We start from the raw sequence: 23,676 nt of genomic DNA on the forward strand, positions 1-23,676 counted from the left end.
TTAGAGGAAAATTCAATAAATAGCCACATGATACATAAAATCAATATAACCCTTTGCGTAACCATTGCCTTATTGGTAATTGCAGGGATGTTTTCGTGTAAGAAAAAAGATAAGGATATATTTTCGGTAGAAGGCACACTCGAAAATGTAGAAGGTTCGCATTTCTATACTTCCTACGAAGTAGGCGACTCGGTGCAGATCGACACTATTGCCATCGGCGAGAACGGCAAATTTTCGTTTACCGGCAAGGTTGACACGCTCACCGTGATGTCGCTCTATTTCAACAACAACACCAAGAATATCTTCATCCTTGTCAACAAAGGATGGAATATACAAATGGAAGGAGACGCACTATATCCCGACCTGATAGACATAAAGGGAGGCAAGGTGAACGACGACCTCACCGAATTTAAAAATAAGAATAAGGAATTGCTGAAGATGCGCGCCGACATTTTGATGGCAGTGGAAGATGAAAATACGGAAAACGACAGCCTGCCCGTAAAAAACTATGTGGCAGAATTGCGGAATACAAACTTCGAATTGTCCAACATTGCAGCATCGTACATAAAGGCCAACCCCGAAAAGGTGGCAAGCGTAATGCTGGCAAATGCCTTTTTCAAAGACGAATCGTCTATACCCCGCCTCGACGAAAGCCTGAACCTGTTTAAAGGCAGGGCGCTGGACTTCCCGATGACAGAAGAACTCAGGAGATACAGAGACAAAGTGAAAAAATCGGCAGTAGGCTCTTATGCGCCCCTTTTCACCGCCGAAGATATAAAAGGGAAAGAAGTAAAACTTGTAGACTATCGCGACAAGTATGTCTTGCTGTCGTTTGCCGCCACTACCTGCGATGTATGCAAAGACGAGAAAAAAGATGCCATAAAAGTATATAACGACCTGAAAAAACAGAAGAAAAACATCGAATTCGTCACAGTAGTAAAAGATATAGAGACGGTTCCGCTGTCGAAAAACATATCCGACTCCGTAAAATGGACTATACTGCCTGTCAAGGGAGGATGGAGTGCCAGCGTGTTCGACACCTACTACATCAGGGGAATACCTTACCATATACTCATATCCCCCCGGGGCTACATATTGGAACGCGATATATCGCTCGATGCCATAGCCGGCAAAATAGAGAGCCTTGAGCCTAAAGACAAAAAATAGAGATATCTCGTCCTAAAAAACCGTTGCAGGTATGGTCACTTTTTCGTGCGTTTGCCCTGCATCTACACATTTGCCAGTAGTGTTTTTGCAGTATAATTAACATAGAGAATAGCTTAAAGTATTCTATTCTCTATCAATGCCATCATTATACCACCATCATCAACAGAAGAAGTAACATAATCAGCAGCTCGTTTTACTTGATCATTTGCATTTCCCATTGCAACTCCGATAGCTACATATTCTAACATAGGGATATCATTTCCCCCATCCCCAAAAGCCATTGTGTTTTTTCGGGAGATATCATAGTGCTTGAGAAACACTTCTATTCCAACAGCTTTATTGTTGCCTCGGGCATTTATGTCGACGAATGAAGGGTGCCACCTACTACCTTCACATCCTATTAATATGTTTTCGATTAATACTTTCTCTTCGTCCTCATTAACAAACGTATCTATTTGAAAAACATCATATTTGATAATCTCCTCCATTGATTTAACTGTAGGTAGGGGTAAGTTTACCATATTATTGATTGCTTTTACTGAATCGTTTATATAGTTTGCAAAATTTCCTTTTTCTGTCATAAATATACAGGGAAACTTATTGTCTCTCTGATAGATTGCCAGCCTGCATAAATCTTCTTTGGATATTAAATTTTTATGCAAAACATGCTTGTCACTTGTTACACAATAGGCTCCGTTTGCAGTAATATAGCCATCAAACACAAGGTCGTCAAGGTTGTTTATATCATGTAAAGAACGCCCTGTCGCAATTATCAGCTTTATGTTTTTTTGCTTAAGTTTTTCAACAGCCTCAAGAGCAGATAGGGGAATCTTATGTGTTTCGAAACTGACGAAAGTACCGTCTATATCAAAAAAAATAGCTTGTATATTCATTTATCTGGTATAACGAGGGGATAATATCAAAGATTTCTTTTGCTCTCAATCGTATATGTGAAAGAATCGGCACGATAGCACCCGATATTATATTCGATAGGATTGTTATTGATATCATATACATACCTTTTTCGTATAAGAATAGGTTCGCCTGGCTTTATCTCCAATTTCGAAGCAGTAAAAGCATCTGCCGCCGCTGCGCTGATTTCTTCTTTCGATGTTTGAGCAATAACCCCATAATCAGTTTCCAATATTTCGTAAAGTGGACGATTGAAATCCTCAGAAGCCGAAATAGGTATTTGAGGATTAAACTCGGATACAAAATATACGAAGGGATATTCCTTTTTTCCTCTCAAGCGTTCGAGCCTCATAACTTTTGTGCCGGCTTTAATATTGAAGAATGTAGCAACTTCTGCTGACACTTCGTGCCTATATATCTGTAATTCAAAATTATGAATCTCTATTCCTAAAATTCTCATCTCCTCTGAAAAACTGAGCCAATTGCTGGCTCCACTGAAAATCTTCTTTTTTTCGACACGTGTACCCACACCTTTCTTTCTCACTAGTAATCCTTCAGTTACTAATGTATTGATTGCTTGCCTCAAAGTATTACGGGAAATTTTCAATTGTTCAGACAAATCAACTTCTTTTGGAAGATATTGTCCATCCCTATATTCCGGTCTTTCTATAAGCTTCCTGATGAGCTCTTCTGCCTGTTTATGAAGAGGTATTTGACTATTATGATCAATTCGTAGTTTCATTTTTTTTAATACAAATGTAAAAAAAATAAGATAGAATAACTTGTTTTTTAAAATAATAATATATATTTGCCAAACGATATGTTCATACATATATTTAATATGGTCAAACAAACATACTGTTAAAAACATGGTAAGTACCTACAAAAAGAACCCTTCTATCGAATTAAATGGTTTTGCTGCAACTGGCTGGGATGATATTATATCCATTATTGAAAAGCAAAAAGCGAACAAAAGAATTGTTGTAATAGACTGCTATACAGGAGTACATTACACTGAACTAAAATCTCAATTCACGAAGCTTAAGAGTGATTTGATTATCGACACAAAAGATTTATTTATTTCCGAGTCGAAAGTTGAAGCATTGACAAAAAGATTTATGACCGATGATGTCCTTTTCGGATATATGTCTAACATTTCCCTACCGGAATATTTCGATAAAGAGAAATTAGAGGCAGCAAGAAAGCACATCAGCGAAACAAAAGGTTGCATCACGATTTTTGGACATGGCGCTCAGCTTGTTGCAAACGGCGATATACTGATCTACGCCGATATGCCGCGCTGGGAAATACAACAGCGTATGCGTCGCCGGGAAGCAAAAGGATTAGGTATCGACAACAGTAAAGAGCCTTTCTCATTCCAGTACAAACGTGGCATGTTTAACGATTGGCGCGTATTAGATAAGCACAAACGCAATATTTACCAATACGTAGATTACTGGCTCGACACAGTGATTACCAATGATCCGAAAATGATAGACAGGCAAACTTTCTATGCAGGAATGGACAAAGCTGCTACTTCACCTTTCCGCGTGGTTCCGTTTTTCGACCCTGCACCGTGGGGAGGTCAGTGGATGAAGGAAGTGTGTAATCTTGATCCGTCTAAATCAAATTATGGATGGTGTTTCGATTGCGTACCCGAAGAAAACAGTTTATTATTGGAAGTGGGTGGAATTGTGTTTGAGATGCCCTCAGTGAATCTCGTTTATACAAAAAGCCGCGAACTACTTGGCGAACCTGTCGAGTCGAGATTTGGTAAAGAGTTTCCTATCCGTTTCGATTTTCTGGATACTGTCAAGGGTGGCAATTTGAGTTTGCAAGTACATCCAACCACACAATATGTGCATGATAACTTCGGGCTGAATTACACACAAGATGAGAGTTATTATATCATGGATGCGAAAGAAGGCGCAACTGTCTATCTTGGGTTGAAAACCGGAATAGACAACAAAGCCATGATAGAGGATTTAGAAAAAGCTGAAAAAGGAGACTTTGTGTTCGATGCTGAAAAATATGTCAATAAATTTCCGACCAAGAAACACGATCATTTCCTCATTCCGTCAGGAACAATCCATTGCTCGGGAATAGATGCGGTAGTACTCGAAATCAGCTCTACACCTAATCTCTTTACATTCAAACTATGGGACTGGCAACGTTTGGGATTAGATGGCAAACCTCGTCCTATTAATGTACAACGCGGAAAAGAGGTTATCGACTGGGGACGTGATACAAAATACACGGAAACAATACCATTTAGCGACAAAACAGTTCACTACCACCCTAATAAAAAAACTATAATCATGAAAACTTTTCTCGGCACCAGCAAAGCGATATCGTTAGGTGCGTATGCATATGCATTATATACATTAGACAATTAAATTAATATTATCAAAGATTAAATTGAATCTTATGAAAAATCACATGTTAACTACAACGAGTCATAGACAAACTCGGCACTTCTTTTCTCAGAGAAGCAAAACACTTTTTAAAGCCTTCCTGTCTGTATGTTTTTTTATGCTGAGTATGGCGATATATGCTCAGAATAGCAAAAACAAGATAGAAGGATCTGTAATAGACACATATAATGAGGCTGTTATCGGAGCTTCGGTAACAGAAAAAGGCACTACAAATGGTACTATAACTGATATTGATGGAAGTTTTACCTTAAACGTATCTCCTAAAGCCATTCTTGTTATCTCATACGTTGGGTCTGAAAGTCAAGAAGTGCCTGTATCGGAAAAAAAGAATCTACAGATTACGCTAATAGAAAAAAACAGGGAACTCGACGAAGTTGTAGTAGTCGGTTATGGCACACAAAAAAAAGTAAATCTTACCGGAGCTGTTTCCTCAGTAGATATGAAGGAACTCGAAAGCAAACCAGTTTTAAATGTAGTAGAAGCATTGCAGGGAACTACACCGGGACTGACTATCCAGCAAAGCAACTCGCAACCGGGAAGCCGTCCATCTATCAACATTCGGGGAGTAAATACATTGAATAACAACGATCCGATGGTAATAATAGATGGAATACAGGGCGATATCCAAAATGTCAACATGGCGGATATTGAAAATATATCAGTCTTGAAAGATGCCGCCTCTGCTGCAATTTATGGTTCGCGTGCATCAAATGGTGTTATCTTAATTACAACGAAAAAAGGAGCTAAAGGAACAACTCGTGTGTCGTATGATTATACATATGCTATTCAAACACCAACATTTATGCCCGACATAGTCGATTCATGGGTGTATGCCGAATTGAGGAATGAAGCATTAGTTAATTCGGGACGACCTATACAATTTTCATCCGAACAGATAAAGGACTTCAGGCTGAACGGTCCTAATTCGAATTGGATGAAAGAAATTTACAAGTCAAGAGCACCCCAGCAGACACACAACCTTTCCATTACGGGGGGAAATGACAAAACCACTTATCTGGTGTCGGGAGCATATACCGACCAGGAAAGCATGTTCGAAGGCCCCGGCTATGGACTGGAACGGTATAATTTCAGGACAAATATAGACACTAAAGTATCTGAAAGATTCAAATTCAGCGTTTTGGCATCTTATACGCGTAATGCCGTCAAAGACCATGCTTATTGGACCGAATGGCTTATCGAGCAAGCAACTCGTATGCCGTCGATATATCCGATAAAAGATGAGAATGGAAATTACACTTATCCCGGAGGGAGCAATACAAACGCACTGGCTCGCCTCGAACAAGGAGGTACACGCAAAAGCAGGAACGATGATTTATCAGGTATCATAAATGCCGAGTTTAAAATTATCGAAGGGTTAAAATTACAGGGAATGGTCGGCGCGCAGTTGTATTATAACAGACTGAAAGAAAATAGGAAAGCCATACCCGGATCGGGGGATCAGGAAAATCGCATGACAAACAGTTCGCAACGTATCCAGAGTATTACTACCAACCTGATCTTGTCTTATGACAAAAAATGGGGCGATCATGCCTTCAGTACAATGGGAGGATATTCTTATGAAGGGAATACTGATAACCGTTTCGAATCATTCAGGTTGCTGGACGAATCGAATTATGATATTATGGGAGGTCTCCAAACTTCTAATACCGGCAATCAGGAATGGCAAACAGAATGGTCTATCTATTCAGCTTTTTTCCGATTGAATTATAATTTTAAAGAACGGTATTTGTTCGAATTCAATATTCGTGACGACGTTTCATCTAAATTCCGAAAAGGCAACCGTTCTGCATGGTTTCCTTCATTATCGGCAGCGTGGAGAATCTCGGAAGAGAGTTTTTATCCCGAAAAGCTGAGGAATATAATGCCTTCGGCGAAAATCAGAGGATCGTGGGGGCTGGTAGGTAATAATCGTATAGACGATTATAAATATCAGGCTACAGTAAATGTCCCGAAAGTAAGTAAGGACACCTTTCTTGTGTTTCTGTACTACCTATTTTGGGATCAACTCAATAATTCTTACCGATAATTATAAGTTGAGCCGCTCATAATTATAAGCTGAACAAGAAATTTCTTACATTTGTTAAGACGAAAAAAACAAATACCATATGGAAAGTAACGAAGCAATAGAAAACAATACCCATCACGGACATGCCATGAAACGCATCCGCAAAGCCCTGGGTATGAAACAAGAAGTGATGGCCGAAAAACTTGGCGTAGGACAGGCATCGGTGTCGCGACTGGAGCAGCAGAGGGAAATAGACAGCGAAACCCTCGAAAAAATAGCAAAGGCATTAGATATCTCCGTTAACGTTTTAAGGGAAATGCAGGAAGACCCTGTGACCATAATTATTGAGAACAATACCTTTGAAAGCGGTAGTAACAATATTGGCACCGGTAGCGATAATGAGAATATTGTTAATTATAATAACCCTATCGAAGAAATTCTAAAACTCACACAAGAAAAACAAGAACTATACGAACGCCTGCTCGCATTGGAAAAAGAGCGCAGCCAGATGCTCGAAAAGATGCTGAACGAACAAGAGGGCAAAAAGTAGGGTTAAGATATGCTAAGCAACTTCTTCAAAGACAAGGTAAAAGAGAATTTTCCGTTCGAACTCACGTCCGAGCAGGGCGGAGCATTGGACAGGATAGTCGATTTCCTTTTCCTGCCCAAAGAAGAAGCCATCTTCCTGCTAAGGGGCTATGCAGGTACGGGAAAATCGTCACTGCTTGGTGCGTTGGTAAAAACCATGACCGAGTTTAGGCAGAAAACAGTCTTGCTGGCTCCCACCGGACGGGCGGCAAAAGTATTTTCGGCCTATGCCAACCATCCTGCATTTACCATCCACAAGAAAATATATCGCCAGCAGAAATTCTCCGGCGACTTCGGCAATTTCGGTTTGATGGACAACCTGCACAAAGACACCCTGTTTATAGTCGACGAGGCTTCGATGATCAGCAACTCCGGCTCCGACAGTTCGTACTTTGGCACAGGCTGCCTGTTGGACGACCTTATACACTATGTCTATTCGGGCGAGAATTGCCGCTTGCTGCTGATTGGCGACTCGGCACAGTTGCCACCCGTAGGCGAAGAAGATAGCCCCGCATTGAAGGTAGCCGTACTCGAAGGCTATGGGCTCGAAGTGAGGGATGCCATGCTGTCGCAGATAGTGAGGCAGGCCGAGGCTTCGGGCATACTGGTAAACGCAACGGCTATCCGCAACGCCCTCAACAAAGGCAAAACAGGTGCTTACCCCAAACTCAAGCTAAAGAAATACACGGATATAGTCCGCATATCGGGCGAAGACCTGATAGATGAGATAAACTCGGCTTACAGCCGCGACGGCATAGAAAGCACGATGATAATAGCGCGGTCGAACAAGCGGTGCAACATCTACAACCAGGGGGTAAGAAACAGCATACTTTACCGCGAAGAAGAGCTATCGACAGGCGACCTGCTGATGATAACCAGAAACAACTATTACTGGACAGAAAAGATAGACGAAATAGACTTCCTTGCCAATGGCGAAATAGTGGAGGTGGTGCGCGTGAGAAACGAGCAGGAACTTTACGGCTTCCGCTTCTGCGATGTACAGGTCAGGAGTTTCGACTACGACACCGAACTGGAGATAAAGATATTGATGGACACCCTACACTCGGATGTGGCAGGACTGTCGCGCGAACGTTCGGAAGAACTGCTGCTGAACGTATTGGAAGACTATGCCGACATATCTACCAGAGCCGGCAAGATGAAGCAGTTGAAAACAGACCCTTACTTCAATGCCGTACAGGTAAAATTTGCTTATGCCGTTACCTGCCACAAGGCGCAGGGGGGTGAGTGGACAAATGTGTTCTTAGACTTGGGGTATATTGCCGAAGAACACTTGGGCGTGAATTTCTACCGCTGGCTCTATACGGCTATCACGCGGGCTAGCGGAAAACTGTATTTGGTAAACCTGCCGGATGAGTTTGTGTGATGGTCTACACTAAAAGCAGGGTACAGATAGCGGTTGCCCGCCTTAATGAATAAAATTTAATAATCTTCGTAATCGTTCTCCTCGCCGCTCTTCTTACTCTTCCCTTTTATAATATTGAAGCGGTAGGAGAAACTTACCATAAAATACTGGTTGACAGTATTGGTTCGTGCGTCGGAGATATAGTTTCCGGTCACTATGCGGGTGAGGTTGTTGCGATCGTTGAGTATGTCGTAAAACTGAGCTTTCAGCGTTCCTCGTTTCTTCTTTAGGAAGTGCTTCGAAACAGAAGCGTTCCAAAGCAACTCACTGTTCTTGAAGTCGTTTTCGTAACCCGAATAGTACGAATAGCTCAGGTTGCTTTGTATCGAAAAATCGAACGGCAGCCTTATTTGCAGGAAATGGTAAAGATTGTAATTGGTCGTACTCCGGTTTTGCAAGTCGGTGAGGTTGTTGCGGCTGGTGCTATGGGTGATGCCTGCGCGCAGGCTGGTTTCTACCTTCGACGACTTGAACTTTGCCATTATCTGTTCACTCAATACCCAGTTGTTGGTAATTGCCTTGTCGCCATTCGAGTAACCTATATTCTTATAGAAGTTGATATAGGTTGTATTATTGATCGAGAATTTCTTGTTTTTCAGTGGCGTATCGTACATCACATTGAGGTTTGCCCCCAGGTTGCCGCTAACGTTCTTGTAGGTATCGGTCGTGTTCCCCTTATCGTCTATCAGGGTGTAATTGACAATATTGTTGAACGTATAGTTAAAGCCTGTGGAAATCATAAAAAACCGCCCGGTTTCGTAATTCGACTTTTGATAATAAGCATTCAGATTGTTGCTGTAGCTGGGCTTCAGGTTGGGGTTGCCATACCTTTTCGACAGGGCACTGACGATAATCGTATCTGCCGAAAGCTGGCTTAGGCTTGGCTGGCTGGTAGCACCGGAATAGCTGAAGTCGAAGCTGCTATTGTCGTTTGGCATATACGAGAAGTTGAGGCTGGGAGAAAAATTGATTACTCTCTGCTTCAGGTTTTCTATTATAGAATCGCCCATAGTGACATTGCTGCTCGACGAAGAAGGGTCGATGCTAAAGCCCAATGTGTACCTGTATTTTTCTTTATCCGCCTGAAAATTGAGGCTGATGCTCTGCGTTATGTACCTGTTTTTGGTATTCCGCGTATAAGCGGTATCTACCACGGTATAGTTGCCATCATCGTCCTTCCGGCGGACATCGCGCTCCCTTTTCGAGTCGTTCCTGTTGTACGAGTAAGATAGTTTCAGCCTGTAATCTTTGCCCAAAGGCTCTACATACGATGCCGACAGGTTATAGCTGTTTGTCCTGCTATTGGTATTGGTCAGTTGGTCTATTACCTTGTCGGGCGTATTGTCGGTATATTGGGTAAGTGAGTAATTCGACCCTTTGGAATCATCTTTGCGTATGGAGTTGTTGAACGTGAAGCTCAGCACCCTGCCCTTATTGTCCAGCTTGCGCCCCACAGTAACGAAATTGTTGACATTAAGGCCATCGCCCCTCGTCAGCCTGAGCGAATTGCCCGAAGTGGTATCTCCCCCTATTACATAAGACAGGTCGGCAGACGAGTTTTCGCTATGCGTATTGTTGAAATTGGCATAAGAGCGGGCAAAGACAGTTGTCATCGAATCGGGTTTCCATTGCAGGTTCATCCCCATATTGAAACTTTCGCGGGTATTGAGGGTCGACATATCCGATACCGAATAGCGGTCGCCGGTGGAGAGGAAAGTCTGGGTGTTAGTCTTTGTCTCCATCAGGTTCTCGTTGTTCGAATAGCGGATATTACCTCCTATCTTAAACTTTTTGGAGGCGTGGAAATAAGCATTTGCGCCCAGGTTTTTATTCTTGTCGATGCCATTGTCGAGCCCTGCCGACATATCGTCGCCGTTGACATTGTTGAGGTCGCCGATTACCGATATCTGGTTGTCGTTCCTCATATAATTAGCCGACACCTTGTTCGAATATTTATTGTCGCTGCCGTATCCTGCCCTCACATCGCCAAATATGCTTTGTTTGAGTTCCTCCTTTACCACAAGGTTGATAACCTGGTCGGGGTTCTTGTCTTTGAATCCGGTTATCTTTGCCGTTTCCGATTCTTCTTTATACAGTTGCAGCTTCTTTATCATATTGGCAGGCAGATTGGCGAGCGCCATAGGAATGTCGTTGCCGAAAAACTCTTTTCCGTCCACCAATATTTTCTTGACGGGCTTTCCGTTTGCCACAATGGTACCGTTGCTATTTACCTCTATGCCGGGAATATTCCTTATAATGTCTTGGAGCATATCGCTTTCTTCGGCGGTGTACGAACCGGCATTGTATTCTATGGTATCGCCTCTTACTACTATATTGGGCACCTGCACTTCCACTATTGCGGCATCGAGCGATATGGCACTTTCTTCCAGGTATATCTTACCGAGGGTAACTCCCGGCTCTTTTGCCGACAGGTCTATTTTACCGGAATAAGATTTACGTCCCATAAAAGAGGCTTCGAATATATAGCTGCCAAGGGGCAACGGTATGTTAAACCGGCCTGTAGTATCGGTGGCTACTGCCCTGATTTGTGTACTGTCGGCTTGCGAAAGGATGCGGATGGTAGCGTAGGGGATGGTTTCGTCCGATTCTTTGTAATACACTTGTCCCCGCACGTATCCTCTTTGTGTTTTCCCCGCCGATTGGGCAACGGAGGAAAGACTCAAAAGGGATAGTAGAGCGATAAACAAAAATCTCATAAAACCATACTTTTGGAACAACGAAGATAACCTTTTTTTACTAGAGTAGGTTAATATGTAAATTCCCTAATTATTTTTTCTTAAAAAATGTATAACATTGCCTGCCTATACATTTTTAATTTAACAAACCATAATTCTTCCAATAAATTGGCAAGCGCATAAATTTATCTGGACTCAATTCTGAGCTTTGTAGGGGCGAATTATCATTCGCCCGCAGATTTCCCCTATTCCGGGCGAATGATAATTCGCCCCTACAGTAACCAAAACTGGAATATCATTTTTCATGCGTTTGCTCTGAATAAACTGGTAAATGCCGTCTTTATTATATATTCAGCCTCACCAAATTCCTCAAATGCTTGTTCAATATTTCTTTTATGGTTGTTGTTTGCAGGTTTACGACAGCCAGCACTTGGCTAAAATCGGCATCATCGTCGAGTCGTTGGCTCCTGCGCACAAACTCTTCTAAAGGATCGGAATCGGCATATCCCTCGAAAATAATATCTTTCGCCACTTTTGCCTTTCCGATCGAGACAGCAAATTCTTTTGTTTCGGGAATCAACGAAAACACCTCTGCAACAACATTCAATAGCGAAAAACTTAATGCTGCACCCAGATCATATTCTTCTATCAGGTGAAACCAACTGTAAACGGTTCTTATCTTAGCTGCCGTAAGCCCACCGATGGGGGTGTATCCGGCATCGAACAGGGTGTCTTTTACGACAGATACAGCTCGGTTTATATCAAGTTTTTCCTCTTCGTAATGCCGGGCGGCCACCGCTTCGTCGCATCCGGTCTGTTTGCAGATTTCAGCAATAGATTTTGCTTTGAAGAGGTAAACGCATTTTTCTATATCGCCGTCATTCTCTTTCAGCAGTTGCATGGCTTCTCCTATGGGGATGGGAACTATTTTCCTTAGTTCTTTTATTTTATTTGTCATTGTTTCCCAGTATAAATAGACAATCAATCTTAGCGAAAAGCAACACCATAATTATCAGACAAGGTAGCCACGGCACTCATTACCAGCTTTTTTTGTTAAAAAACAATACCTTCTCTGTTTGCTTTGCATTTTTTGTTCTTGCAGTTTGCTCTTATTTCCGCTTCTCTAATGGATGAGACTATAAAAATAATATTTATTCGCTCATATTCCAAGCCTGTGCGGGCAAGATAATCTCCAGGTTATGATAATAGCCGACACACAAGCCTTTGGAGGCTAAAACAGCTAACGGCTCAAAAAAGCGTTATTTTTCGCCTTCGGGTAAAAAACGCCTGTTCATCGCCAACCAGACACAGTAAGGAACTGTTTAAATTTTATTCATCCTAACTTGAGCTGAGCGAAGGGGGAAATTAGCCGAAAACAGACTGAAAATGAATGAAGAAAAAGTAATAATAAAGTATTCGTATAAAATTTAAACAGTTACTAAATATGCAAAAACCGGATATCAGGTTAGTATTAATGGCTAGCTGCAAGCCCTCTTATATCAAAAAAAAATGTTTACTTTGTGCAACTTATTCAAATTCATATAAAACTGAACGTAAAAAGAACAGAAAGAGTTATGTCAGAAGATGTTTTCAAGAAGATAGTTTCGCACTGCAAAGAGTATGGTTTTGTATTCCAGTCGAGTGAGATATACGATGGGCTAAGCGCGGTTTACGACTATGGGCAAATGGGCGTGGAACTCAAAAACAACATCAAGAAGTATTGGTGGGACAGCATGGTACTGCTTAACGAAAATGTAGTGGGTATCGACTCCGCCATATTTATGCACCCTACTATCTGGAAAGCATCGGGACACGTGGATGCCTTCAACGACCCATTGATAGATAATAAAGACAGTAAAAAACGCTACCGTGCCGATGTGCTTATCGAAGACCATCTGGCCAAGATAGACGACAAGATAAACAAGGAAGTAGAAAAAGCTGCAAAACGTTTTGGCGAAAGCTTCGACGAAGCTATGTTCCGCCAGACGAATCCTCGTGTGCTCGAAAACCAGCAAAAACGCGACGAAATTCATACACGTTTTGCAAAAGCGCTCAACGACAGCAACCTGGAAGAGCTTCGCCAGATAATAATCGACTGCGAAATAGCAGACCCTATCAGTGGAACGCGCAACTGGACAGATGTGCGCCAGTTCAACCTGATGTTCTCTACCGAAATGGGATCGACTACCGATGGCGCAATGAAAGTGTACCTGCGCCCGGAAACGGCACAAGGTATATTTGTCAACTTCCTGAACGTGCAAAAGACAGGACGCATGAAAATACCATTTGGTATCGCACAGATAGGTAAAGCATTCCGCAACGAGATAGTTGCCCGCCAGTTTATCTTCCGTATGCGCGAGTTCGAACAAATGGAGATGCAATTCTTCGTTCGTCCGGGCGAAGAACTCGAATGGTTTGCCAAATGGAAAGAAACCCGTATGAAGTGGCACAAAGCACTCGGGTTCGGCGACAAAAAATACCGTTTCCACGACCACGACAAGCTTGCGCACTATGCCAATGCCGCCACAGACGTAGAATTCGAAATGCCATTCGGTTTCAAGGAAGTAGAGGGAATACACTCGCGTACCGATTTCGACCTGAGCAGCCACGAGGAGTTTTCGGGTAAAAAAATACAATATTTCGATCCCGAACTCAATAAATCGTATGTTCCTTACGTTATAGAAACGTCGATCGGAGTCGACCGTATGTTTTTGTCGGTTATGTCGGCGTCATATTGCGAAGAGCAGCTCGAAGGCGGAGAAAGCCGCGTAGTATTGAAACTGCCTCCGGCACTTGCCCCGATAAAACTAGGTGTATTGCCATTGGTGAAGAAAGACGGATTGCCGGAAAAAGCACGCGAGATAATCGACAACCTGAAATTCGACTTCAAATGCCAGTACGACGAAAAAGACAGCATAGGTAAGCGTTACCGCCGTCAGGATGCCATAGGCACTCCTTATTGCGTAACAGTAGACCACCAGACTTTGCAAGACAATACGGTTACTATCCGTTACCGCGACACTATGGAGCAAGAACGCGTAGCCATCGACCGGCTTGCAGGTATCATAGCCGACAAAGTGAGCTTGAAGAACCTTTTGAAAACAATAGGATAAACTATAAATATGAACAAAAACGTACTAATAATATCAATCCTGCTCAGCAGCTTTGTACTTCTGTTTTCATCGTGCGAAGACGATGACGACCCCTATCAGATAGATGAGGAATGGAAGGCATACAACGAAAAAGTAGTAAGGGATGTGGCCACAAGCGGAGAATACAAACCTTTGGAATCATTTTCGAGAAACGGTACTCTCTACTGGAAATATACCGATGTGATAACCAACACTATAGGCCTTGCCACACCTAAAATCACACAAGAAGGCACTCCGCATGTAACCGATAGTGTGGTTGTGCGCTATATTGGCTGGTACCTGAACTACGATGGCAACAAAGTAGAATTCGATAGCACAGAGGGTAATAACAATGCCCAGTCCGGACGCGGCTTTCGCCTCAGCACCCTTGCCCAAGGTGGTGTAATGGGGTGGGTAGATATATTGCAATACATGACCGTTGGCGAAGAAAGAGAAGTTTGTATTCCCCAACAATTAGGATATGGAACATCGGCAACAAGCGCGATCCCTGCATATACTACGCTTTTCTTCGATATAAAACTGTTGAAAATAGTTGCACGCAACGAAGGAGAGTTTGACTAGGTCGGGATTCTGAAATAAAAAAGACACCATAAGGGTGTCAAAAGAGAAGATGATACATGAGCCTGCCTGATTTTCAGACAGGCTTTATTTATTGAAAAAGCCAAGAGGCATCGTTGTCAACAAGACTGCTTGGCTATCTTTTCGTCTGATAAACAGCCTTTATTCCGGTTATTTTTATATTTTTGCATTCGAGTAAAAACAAATACAGAATAGGTGAAATGTTAGCTAAAGTATTTGGCGCTGCAGTGCATGGTATAGAAGCCACTTTGATAACCATTGAAGTGAATTGTTCTAAAGGCATAAAATTTATGCTTGTAGGACTGCCCGATGCATCGGTAAAAGAAAGCCACGAACGTATCGTTTCGGCATTGCAAGTCAATGGCTACAAATTCCCAAGACAACAAGTCGTTATAAACATGTCTCCCGCCGATATACGCAAGGAAGGCACAGCATACGATTTGCCGTTGGCTATCGGTATTCTGGGCGCATCCAACGGTGTCGACCCCGGTATGCTCGAAGATTACATGATAATGGGAGAATTGTCGCTCGATGGCTCTATCCTGCCCATAAAAGGGGTTTTGCCCATTGCAATCAAAGCCCGCGAGCTGGGCTTTAAGGGCATCGTGCTTCCCGGCAAGAATGCGAGAGAAGCCGCTGTGGTGAACAATCTGGATGTTTTCGGTGTGGATAATATAACCGAAGTAGTAGAGTTTTTCAATGGAAAGAAGCAACTCGAAAAAACCGTTGTAGATACCAGAGCAGAATTTCACAGCTCCCAACAATTATTCGAATTTGATTTCTCCGATGTAAAAGGACAGGAAAACGTAAAGCGGGCTTTGGAAGTTGCCGCTGCCGGCGGGCACAACCTGATAATGATAGGCCCTCCGGGCGCGGGAAAGTCGATGATGGCAAAACGGATGCCCTCCATCCTTCCCCCCTTTACACTGTACGAAGCACTGGAAACCACAAAAATACATAGTGTAGCAGGTAAGATGGGCTCAGACACTTCGCTGATGGCTCAACGTCCTTTCCGGAGTCCCCATCACACCATCTCCGATGTAGCCCTCGTAGGTGGCGGAACATACCCTCAGCCGGGTGAGATAAGCCTGGCACACAATGGGGTGCTTTTTCTGGACGAACTGCCCGAATTTAGCAGGAGTGTGCTCGAAGTAATGCGCCAACCCCTTGAGGATAGGAGAATAACCATATCGAGGTCGAAGTTCACTGTCGATTATCCGGCCAGTTTCATGCTGGTTTCGTCGATGAACCCATGCCCGTGCGGATATTACAACCATCCCGAGAAAGACTGCGTTTGCCCGGGCGGAGCAGTGCAGAAGTATCTGAATAAAATTTCAGGGCCTTTGCTCGACAGGATAGACATACATATAGAGATAGTACCCGTACCCTTCGAAAAAATATCGGACAAAACCCCTGCCGAACCAAGCAAAGACATCAGGCAAAGGGTGATAAAAGCGAGGGAGATACAAGTAAAGCGTTTCGAAAACGAAGAAGGAACATATTGCAATGCACAGATGACTCCCAAAATGCTGAACAAATATGCTTCTATTGATGAAACAGGACTGCAATTATTGAAAACAGCAATGGATAGGTTCAACCTGTCGGCCAGGGCCTACGACAGAATTCTGAAAGTATCGCGGACAATAGCCGATTTAGATAATTCCGAAAAAATTGAACCGAAACATTTGGCAGAAGCAATAAATTACCGAAATTTGGATAGAGAAACCTGGGCTAATAAGTGACAGATATACTTGGGTAGATAATAAGTAAGTTTGTGACCTTAGTATTTAAACAATTAAATTATGACTTTTACCGAAATTAGTAATTTTATATTCAAGAGATCGATTGAAGATTATCATAAACATGATAATGTAGACACTGTTATCAATAATCCTTATCCGGAAAAGACTATTGAATATTTCTTGTACCTGAAAAACTGGATAGACACTGTGCAATGGCATCTGGAGGATATAATCCGCGATCCGGAAATAAACTCTGCCGAAGCTTTGAAAATAAAACGCAGGATAGACAAATCGAATCAGGAAAGGACAGACCTCGTGGAATTGATAGACAGTTATTTCCTCGAAAAATACAAGGATGTAAAAGTTGAGCCCAGAGCACAGATCAACACCGAAAGCCCTGCATGGGCTATAGACCGCCTCTCGATACTGGCGCTCAAGATATATCATATGCAGCAAGAGACCGACCGAAAAGATGCATCGCGCGACCACCGTGCCGAAACGGAGAAAAAACTGCAAGTATTGCTTACCCAGCGGAGCGACTTGTCTACAGCGATAGAAGAATTGTTGGCCGATATAGAAGCCGGCAAAAAATATATGAAGGTGTACAAACAGATGAAGATGTACAACGACCCATCGCTGAACCCTGTTTTGTATGGTAAGCCTTCGAAATAGAAAAGACTATAAATAAAAACACGACACAAACTAATACAGTAATTATTTTTTAAGCTTATGGCTAAGGTTTTGGTAATAAGAGCATCTTCTTTTGGCGACGTTGCATTACTGGTTCCTGTGGTCGCTTCCGTTGCAGCGAAGTACCCGCAAGACAGATTCTCGGTAATGACACGGAAAGCATTCGCTCCGTTATTCGAAAATTTAGGGTTCAATATCAATGTGATACCCTTAGACCTCAAGAAGAGGCATAAGGGGATAAGAGGTTTCATCAGGGTAATGAGAAGGCTTATACCTATGCGGTTTTCCCACGTGGCCGATGTACACGATGTATTGAGGTCGAAAGGAGTGCGTTGCAGCATGTTCCTTCTAGGCAAAAAGACTGCAAAGATAGACAAAGGGCGCAAAGAGAAATATGATCTTATTGCAAGCAAAAAACTGGATCAACCTCTGAAACATACAATCGAAAGATACCGCGAAGTATTCGACAAGTTGGGATTTCCCGCACCAATGGTATTCAACAACCTGTTCGACTTCGTAGGCAAAGATTTGTCGCTGTTGAACGCTGTTGTAACCGAAAAAGAAGGCACATGGATCGGTGTCGCTCCTTTTGCCAAACATAAAGGGAAAATCTATCCTTTGGAGAAGATGGAAAAGGTTGTAGAAAAACTATCGGCACAGCCAAATACTACGGTCTTCCTTTTTGGCGCAGGCAAAGAAGAACAGAAAGTATTGTCCCTTTGGGCAAAAAAATATCCTAACATTATAGACCCAACAGGAAAAGTGAACCTTAATAAAGAGCTTTTGCTTATGTCGTATATGGATGTCATGCTCACCATGGATTCTGCAAATATGCATCTGGCTTCTCTGGTGCAGGTTCCGGTGGTTTCCATATGGGGTGCAACCCATCCGGCTTTAGGGTTTTACGGATTCCGTCAGGATTTGAAAAATGCTGTGCAAATCGGCGATCTCGATTGTCGCCCATGTTCCGTATTCGGCGAGCAACCATGCCTGAGAAGCGATTATGCCTGCCTGAATATGATAAAAGAAGAAACTGTAGTAGACCGGGTAAACGAAGTAATAGCCGCGAAGCAGAAATGAAAATAGCAATACTTTCACCTTTCTACCCCTACAGGGGAGGGTTGGCACAACTCAATGCCCGCCTCTACACGGAGCTATCGAAAAACAATGAGGTGAAAGCATTTACCTTTACTACATTATATCCCAATTTCCTCTTTCCGGGTAAAACTCAGTATGTGACCGAAAACGATCCTGTGACTGTTATCGACAGCCGTAGGGTGTTGAGTAGCATCAATCCTTTCTCGTATATAAAAACAGCAAGGGAAATAAACAAATATGCCCCCGATCTGCTGATAATCCCTTACTGGATGTCGTTTCTGGCTCCGGCTTATGGTTCGGTTTGCCTGTTTGTGAACAAAAGGACTAAGGTTGTCTCTCTGGTACACAATGCCATATCGCACGAACGGACATTGATAGAAAAGCCGTTGGCAAAATTCTTTTTCAACAGGTGCGACGCTTTTATTGTAATGAGCGATCCCGTAAGAAAAGACCTGCTGACTCTGAAAAAAAATGCTGTTGTTCTTTTGCAGCCTCATCCCATCTACGACCATTATGCCGAACGGTTCGATAAAGAAACGGCATGCAACGAACTGGGAGTAATGGCGGATAAAAAGAATCTCCTGTTCTTCGGGCTGATAAGAGACTATAAGGGATTGGATCTGCTGATAGAGGCAATGGCGTATCTCGACGATTCATATCAGTTGATAATTGCCGGAGAAAGCTACGGCAGCTTCGATAAATATACCGGACTGATAAATAATTCGCCATTGAAAGACAATATAAAAGTTTTCGAGCAATATATCCCCGATAATATGGTAACAACACTATTCTCGGCGGCGGATGTATTGGCTCTACCCTATCGTTCGGCTACGCAGAGCGGCGTGGTTGCACTGGCATATCAACTGGAACTGCCAATGATAGCGACCAATGTGGGCGCGCTGGGAAGCACTGTCAACCATTCCGGAACGGGGTTAGTCGTATCTGAACCAACAGCTTCGGATCTGGCACAAGGCATAAAGTCATTCTTCGCCACCGATGATGCCGGGCTTGAGCAATATAAAGAAAACCTTAAAAAAGAAAAGAAACGATTGTCGTGGGAAAACTTCACCAGATCAATCGAATCTTTTTTTTCTCAGTTGTAAGCAACTGTCTGAAAATATCTTATTATACTTCCTATTTCATCCTGAACAAACCGTATTTGAGCATACAGATAAATGCTCTCACTCCATCGCGCCACCCTATTTTCTTACCTTCTTCGTAAGTTCTTCCATAATAAGAAATACCGACTTCGTATATTCTTACCTTAGGATAACGGGCAACTTTTGCCGTAACTTCCGGCTCGAATCCGAAACGTCTTTCTTGCAACGGGATGCTCTTTATAATATCCGAACGGAAAAGCTTGTAGCAGGTTTCCATATCGGTAAGGTTCAGGTTGGTAAACATATTGGATACAAATGTGAGCCACTTGTTGCCTATAGAGTGCCAGAAAAACAGGATACGGTGAGGCTTTCCTCCCAGAAAACGCGATCCGAATACTACATCGGCAAAACCGTTTACAACAGGTTTAAGCAATATATTGTATTCTTCGGGATCGTATTCCAGATCGGCATCCTGTATGATGATATAGTCGCCTGTAGCCTCAGCTATTCCTCGGTGTAGGGCCGCGCCTTTACCCATGTTTTTCGGCTGCTCAAACAGCTTCATATCGGCTTGAGGATGTGCCGCAATGTATTTTTGAACGACAGCCACTGTATCGTCCTTCGAGCAGTCGTTTACTATTATTATTTCCTTGGTAAAGCCTCCTATGAGCTCTACTTCTATTACTTTATCTAATATTAAATGAATCGTTTTTGCTTCGTTATAAGCGGGTATTACAACTGATAGTTTCATCAAAGTTCAGAGTTATATTAATTTATAGGGGCATTATTTTCATTATGAATTTTTCAGTACATTGTCAAAATATCCGATGGTTTTCACCAGACCGTCCCTTAATTGCACCTTTGGTTCCCATCCCAGTTTTTCTTTAGCCAGAGATATATCCGGGCGGCGTTGTTTAGGGTCGTCGCTAGGCAGTGGGCAAAAGATCAGTTTCGATTTCGAACCGGTGAGTTCCAATACCAGATTGGCAAGTTCCAGCATGGTAAATTCGCCCGGATTGCCGGTATTGACAGGGCCTGTAAACGATTCGTCGCTGCCCATCATGCGCACCATTGCTTCTACCATATCGTCTACATACTGGAAACTGCGGGTTTGCATACCGTCTCCATATATGGTTATATCTTCTCCTTTGAGTGCCTGCACAATGAAGTTGGACACTACGCGCCCGTCTTCGGGATTCATACGTGGCCCGTAAGTATTAAATATGCGCACTATCTTTATTCTCACCCCGTTCTGACGGTGATAGTCCATAAAGAGGGTTTCGGCGCAACGCTTACCTTCGTCGTAGCACGAACGTATGCCTATCGGATTGACATTTCCCCAATAAGCCTCCGGTTGAGGATGTACATTAGGGTCGCCATATACTTCGCTGGTAGAGGCCTGCAAAATTTTTGCTTTCACCCTTTTTGCCAGCCCCAGCATATTGATTGCACCCATCACACTGGTTTTTATTGTCTTGATAGGATTGTACTGGTAATGCACCGGCGATGCAGGACAGGCAAGATTGTATATCTCGTCTACATCTATATGGAAGGGATGCACAACATCGTGCCTTATCAGTTCGAAATAAGGGTTGTCTAACAGATGGATTACATTATCTTTCGATCCTGTAAAGTAATTGTCGAGGCAAATAACTTCGTTTCCTTCGTTAAGTAACCTTTCGCATAGGTGCGAACCTATAAATCCAGCTCCTCCGGTTACAAGTATTTTCTTACGGTTCATTCAGTATATCAATTCAATATTCAGGTGCAAAGGAATAAAAAAATATTGAACTGACATACATACTCTTACATTAATTATATACAAAAAGCCTTTAAACAAGGAGTTATTAGATTTCTTCGTACGAGATCGAACAGAAATATAACACCATCATTTCTTCAATGATGCTATAATAGTTGACAAACAAAACTATCTTTTTCCTACCTTTGTGTAGAAAACTTATCTGTCACCTATGTTTCTACCCGAAAATATCGACCTCGGCAAGTCGGAAAAATATATCCTTTCGCTGCGCGTAAAACCCAACGGTTTTATGTTCTCCATTACCGATCCCGATATGGGCAATAATTATTGCCTGCGCGAAACGACATTCAGACCGGGCGACGACCTGCTGACAAATGTGCAGCGGATTATTTTCGACTTTAATTTCCTTACGCAGATTTTCAGGCAGACCAACGTGGTGATAGTCTCGAAAGATTACGAAATGGTTCCGGCAGAATTTTACGACAAAAAGAAGCAGCAGAACTTTTACGATTTCACCCATACCAACAAGTCCGGACATATACAATCGGCCCTGTTCGAGAGGCAGGATATAGTAATGCTCTACAATATAGAAGACGACCTATTCAGCTTCCTGTCGCGCAACCTGTGGAATCCTCATTTCTTCCACCATTCGCAACTATTGATAAATACCTTTGAAGAAAAAGCACGCATTTCGGGAGAGGGGAATAAGATGTTCGTCAATTTCCACACAGATTTTACTGATGTCATCTGCTTCCAAGGGGCAACGCTTTTGCATAGCCTGACATACGAAAACGAACCTCCGGCAAATACGCTTTACTATATACTGAAAATATGGGAACAATGCGGTTTCGACCAGATGAACGACACCCTGTATCTGGCAGGCAAGGCAGATAGCCGGCTTTCGGAAAAACTGTACCAGTATATCAACAACATAGAAATAATAGGCTTGCCGCAGGAAATCCATTTCTGGAGCGAAGATGCCCGCAAGGCTCCGCTCGATTTACTTTCTTTATCACTTCCATTATGAGAATTATAAGCGGAAAACACAAAGGGCGCAGGTTCGACCCTCCAAAGAATTTCAAAGCCCGTCCTACAACCGACTTTGCAAAGGAAAACCTGTTCAATGTACTTAACAATATTATCGACTGGGAAGAAACCTCTGCGCTCGACCTCTTCGCAGGTACAGGCGGCATTAGCTTCGAACTGGTTTCGAGGGGTTGCCCACGAGTGGTGTCGGTAGAAAAGAATTTCAACCATGCTTCTTTCATCGAGAAAACGAAGGAAACCTTGAAAATCGGCAGCGAAATGCAGTTGTTGAAACTGGATGCGTTCGGCTATCTGGAAAAAGGGCGCGAGCAATTCGATTTTATCTTTGCCGACCCGCCATACGACCTCAAAAACTTTGCCGACGTACCCCGCCTCGTTTTCGAGCGCGACCTGATTAAGCCCGATGGAATGTTTATCTTGGAACACTCGAAAGAGTATGATTTTTCTGATTATCCCCTTTTCACAGACAAGAGGGTGTATGGGAGCGTCAACTTCAGTATCTTTGAGAAATAAGATCAAAAAAAATAACCTTCGAAAAATCCGAAGGCTACTCTTAGTCGTCCTTAAAAAAGATTCAGAATCTTTTTACATCTTTGGTATGAAGGATTTCAAAGTACCACGATATGAGGCAGAAAGAGCCTTGCCATCGTCACCTGTTCCGGCAATGGTAATTGTATAATTGTCACCAGATTTGCCAATGGTAACTGTTCCTTCAGTGAATTGCACTTCAGTATCTCCATCCCAGATGGTCAAGGATGAGAATGTATTTGCCTTCATCTTAACTTCGTTACCCCATGGGTTAGATGTATATGTTCCTGCTGTAAGCTCTGCAGTTGAAGACCACAGCTCTGCATATACCACTTTCCCTTCGCCGGAAAGGTCTCCAGTCTCTTCATCAATGTTCATTCCTTTTGTATAGAGATAAAGATCGAGATTATAGAGACTTTCATTATACACTCCATATCCATAGTCAAGGATATGTCCGCCAGAGATTTCATACGATTTAGAATCGTAGTTAAGTACATTTTTTACACCATTGTCATCGTCGTCATCATCGCTGCATGATACAAAGCCGAAACTCAATACGGCAACAAAAAGGAAGCTTAGTAGTTTTAAATTTTTCATTTGCTTGATTAGTTAGTTTTGTTTAGTACTTTCCGGTTTCTTTTGACTAATATTTCTTGTCTACTATTTATCAAATGCAAGAAACCAGGCGCAAAGATAGCAATTTTTACCAGATGACAAAATGCAGAAAAAGAGAT

20 protein-coding genes are annotated in these 23,676 nt (G+C 42.6%); 13 read left to right on the top strand and 7 right to left on the bottom strand.

Features of this window, described 5'->3' with window-relative positions:
• Positions 1-27: 27 nt before the first annotated feature.
• Positions 28-1,167 (top strand): TlpA disulfide reductase family protein, encoded by a 1,140-nt coding sequence (locus D0T57_RS06765; protein ID WP_255490527.1) that lies wholly within the window; start codon positions 28-30, stop codon positions 1,165-1,167.
• Positions 1,168-1,280: 113 nt separating this feature from the next.
• Here the strand turns inward: D0T57_RS06765 and D0T57_RS06770 are convergent, their stop codons facing one another.
• On the bottom strand, positions 1,281-2,060 hold the full coding sequence (locus tag D0T57_RS06770; protein ID WP_163272171.1) for a Cof-type HAD-IIB family hydrolase: 780 nt from the start codon (positions 2,058-2,060) through the stop codon (positions 1,281-1,283).
• 26 nt (positions 2,061-2,086) lie between these two features.
• Positions 2,087-2,821: a GntR family transcriptional regulator gene (locus D0T57_RS06775; protein ID WP_163272356.1), complete on the bottom strand. Its 735-nt coding sequence runs from the start codon at positions 2,819-2,821 to the stop codon at positions 2,087-2,089.
• Between the two features lie 127 nt (positions 2,822-2,948).
• Between D0T57_RS06775 and D0T57_RS06780 the strand changes: the two genes are divergently transcribed.
• The 4 genes from D0T57_RS06780 (at position 2,949) to D0T57_RS06795 (ending at position 8,512) form a co-directional block, all read left to right on the top strand.
• Positions 2,949-4,475, top strand: coding sequence for a class I mannose-6-phosphate isomerase (locus D0T57_RS06780; protein ID WP_163272173.1), 1,527 nt, complete (start codon positions 2,949-2,951; stop codon positions 4,473-4,475).
• Positions 4,476-4,620: 145 nt separating this feature from the next.
• Complete coding sequence (locus tag D0T57_RS06785; protein WP_221412293.1) at positions 4,621-6,561, top strand: SusC/RagA family TonB-linked outer membrane protein; 1,941 nt, start codon at positions 4,621-4,623, stop codon at positions 6,559-6,561.
• A 79-nt stretch (positions 6,562-6,640) separates the two neighbouring features.
• Entirely contained in the window at positions 6,641-7,090 is a 450-nt protein-coding gene (locus D0T57_RS06790) for a helix-turn-helix domain-containing protein (protein ID WP_163272177.1), read from the top strand.
• Between the two features lie 9 nt (positions 7,091-7,099).
• A complete protein-coding gene (locus tag D0T57_RS06795; protein WP_163272179.1) occupies positions 7,100-8,512 on the top strand; it encodes an ATP-dependent RecD-like DNA helicase in 1,413 nt (470 codons plus the stop codon).
• A 56-nt stretch (positions 8,513-8,568) separates the two neighbouring features.
• Here the strand turns inward: D0T57_RS06795 and D0T57_RS06800 are convergent, their stop codons facing one another.
• Both D0T57_RS06800 and D0T57_RS06805 read right to left on the bottom strand, forming a co-directional pair.
• Positions 8,569-11,268: a TonB-dependent receptor gene (locus tag D0T57_RS06800; RefSeq protein ID WP_163272181.1), complete on the bottom strand. Its 2,700-nt coding sequence runs from the start codon at positions 11,266-11,268 to the stop codon at positions 8,569-8,571.
• Positions 11,269-11,590: 322 nt separating this feature from the next.
• Positions 11,591-12,205: a hypothetical protein gene (locus D0T57_RS06805; protein WP_163272183.1), complete on the bottom strand. Its 615-nt coding sequence runs from the start codon at positions 12,203-12,205 to the stop codon at positions 11,591-11,593.
• A 616-nt stretch (positions 12,206-12,821) separates the two neighbouring features.
• Between D0T57_RS06805 and D0T57_RS06810 the strand changes: the two genes are divergently transcribed.
• The 6 genes from D0T57_RS06810 (at position 12,822) to D0T57_RS06835 (ending at position 19,611) form a co-directional block, all read left to right on the top strand.
• The gene (locus tag D0T57_RS06810) at positions 12,822-14,360 is read left to right on the top strand and encodes a glycine--tRNA ligase (protein ID WP_163272185.1); all 1,539 of its coding nucleotides are present in this window, start codon (positions 12,822-12,824) and stop codon (positions 14,358-14,360) included.
• A gap of 9 nt (positions 14,361-14,369) precedes the next feature.
• Positions 14,370-14,960 carry an FKBP-type peptidyl-prolyl cis-trans isomerase gene (locus D0T57_RS06815; protein ID WP_163272187.1) on the top strand — a complete coding sequence of 197 codons (591 nt, stop codon included), beginning with the start codon at positions 14,370-14,372 and terminating at the stop codon, positions 14,958-14,960.
• A 218-nt stretch (positions 14,961-15,178) separates the two neighbouring features.
• Positions 15,179-16,720 carry a YifB family Mg chelatase-like AAA ATPase gene (locus D0T57_RS06820; RefSeq protein ID WP_163272189.1) on the top strand — a complete coding sequence of 514 codons (1,542 nt, stop codon included), beginning with the start codon at positions 15,179-15,181 and terminating at the stop codon, positions 16,718-16,720.
• Positions 16,721-16,780: 60 nt separating this feature from the next.
• A complete protein-coding gene (locus D0T57_RS06825) occupies positions 16,781-17,392 on the top strand; it encodes a DUF4254 domain-containing protein (RefSeq protein WP_163272191.1) in 612 nt (203 codons plus the stop codon).
• Between the two features lie 57 nt (positions 17,393-17,449).
• Positions 17,450-18,490 (top strand): glycosyltransferase family 9 protein, encoded by a 1,041-nt coding sequence (locus tag D0T57_RS06830; RefSeq protein WP_163272193.1) that lies wholly within the window; start codon positions 17,450-17,452, stop codon positions 18,488-18,490.
• Positions 18,487-19,611: a glycosyltransferase gene (locus D0T57_RS06835; RefSeq protein WP_163272195.1), complete on the top strand. Its 1,125-nt coding sequence runs from the start codon at positions 18,487-18,489 to the stop codon at positions 19,609-19,611. The genes D0T57_RS06830 and D0T57_RS06835 overlap by 4 nt, the downstream gene beginning before the upstream one ends.
• Before the next feature lie 31 nt (positions 19,612-19,642).
• Here the strand turns inward: D0T57_RS06835 and D0T57_RS06840 are convergent, their stop codons facing one another.
• A complete protein-coding gene (locus D0T57_RS06840) occupies positions 19,643-20,359 on the bottom strand; it encodes a glycosyltransferase family 2 protein (RefSeq protein ID WP_163272197.1) in 717 nt (238 codons plus the stop codon).
• 42 nt (positions 20,360-20,401) lie between these two features.
• Entirely contained in the window at positions 20,402-21,349 is a 948-nt protein-coding gene (locus D0T57_RS06845; protein ID WP_163272199.1) for a UDP-glucuronic acid decarboxylase family protein, read from the bottom strand.
• Between the two features lie 229 nt (positions 21,350-21,578).
• On the opposite strand from D0T57_RS06845, the gene D0T57_RS06850 reads away from it, so the two are divergent.
• On the top strand, positions 21,579-22,394 hold the full coding sequence (locus tag D0T57_RS06850; protein WP_163272201.1) for a DUF3822 family protein: 816 nt from the start codon (positions 21,579-21,581) through the stop codon (positions 22,392-22,394).
• Entirely contained in the window at positions 22,391-22,927 is a 537-nt protein-coding gene (locus D0T57_RS06855; protein WP_163272203.1) for an RsmD family RNA methyltransferase, read from the top strand. The genes D0T57_RS06850 and D0T57_RS06855 overlap by 4 nt, the downstream gene beginning before the upstream one ends.
• A 72-nt stretch (positions 22,928-22,999) precedes the next feature.
• Here the strand turns inward: D0T57_RS06855 and D0T57_RS06860 are convergent, their stop codons facing one another.
• Positions 23,000-23,539 carry a hypothetical protein gene (locus D0T57_RS06860; protein WP_163272204.1) on the bottom strand — a complete coding sequence of 180 codons (540 nt, stop codon included), beginning with the start codon at positions 23,537-23,539 and terminating at the stop codon, positions 23,000-23,002.
• Positions 23,540-23,676: the final 137 nt, after the last annotated feature.

This window comes from Dysgonomonas sp. 511 (assembly GCF_010501105.1).
Taxonomy (GTDB): domain Bacteria; phylum Bacteroidota; class Bacteroidia; order Bacteroidales; family Dysgonomonadaceae; genus Dysgonomonas.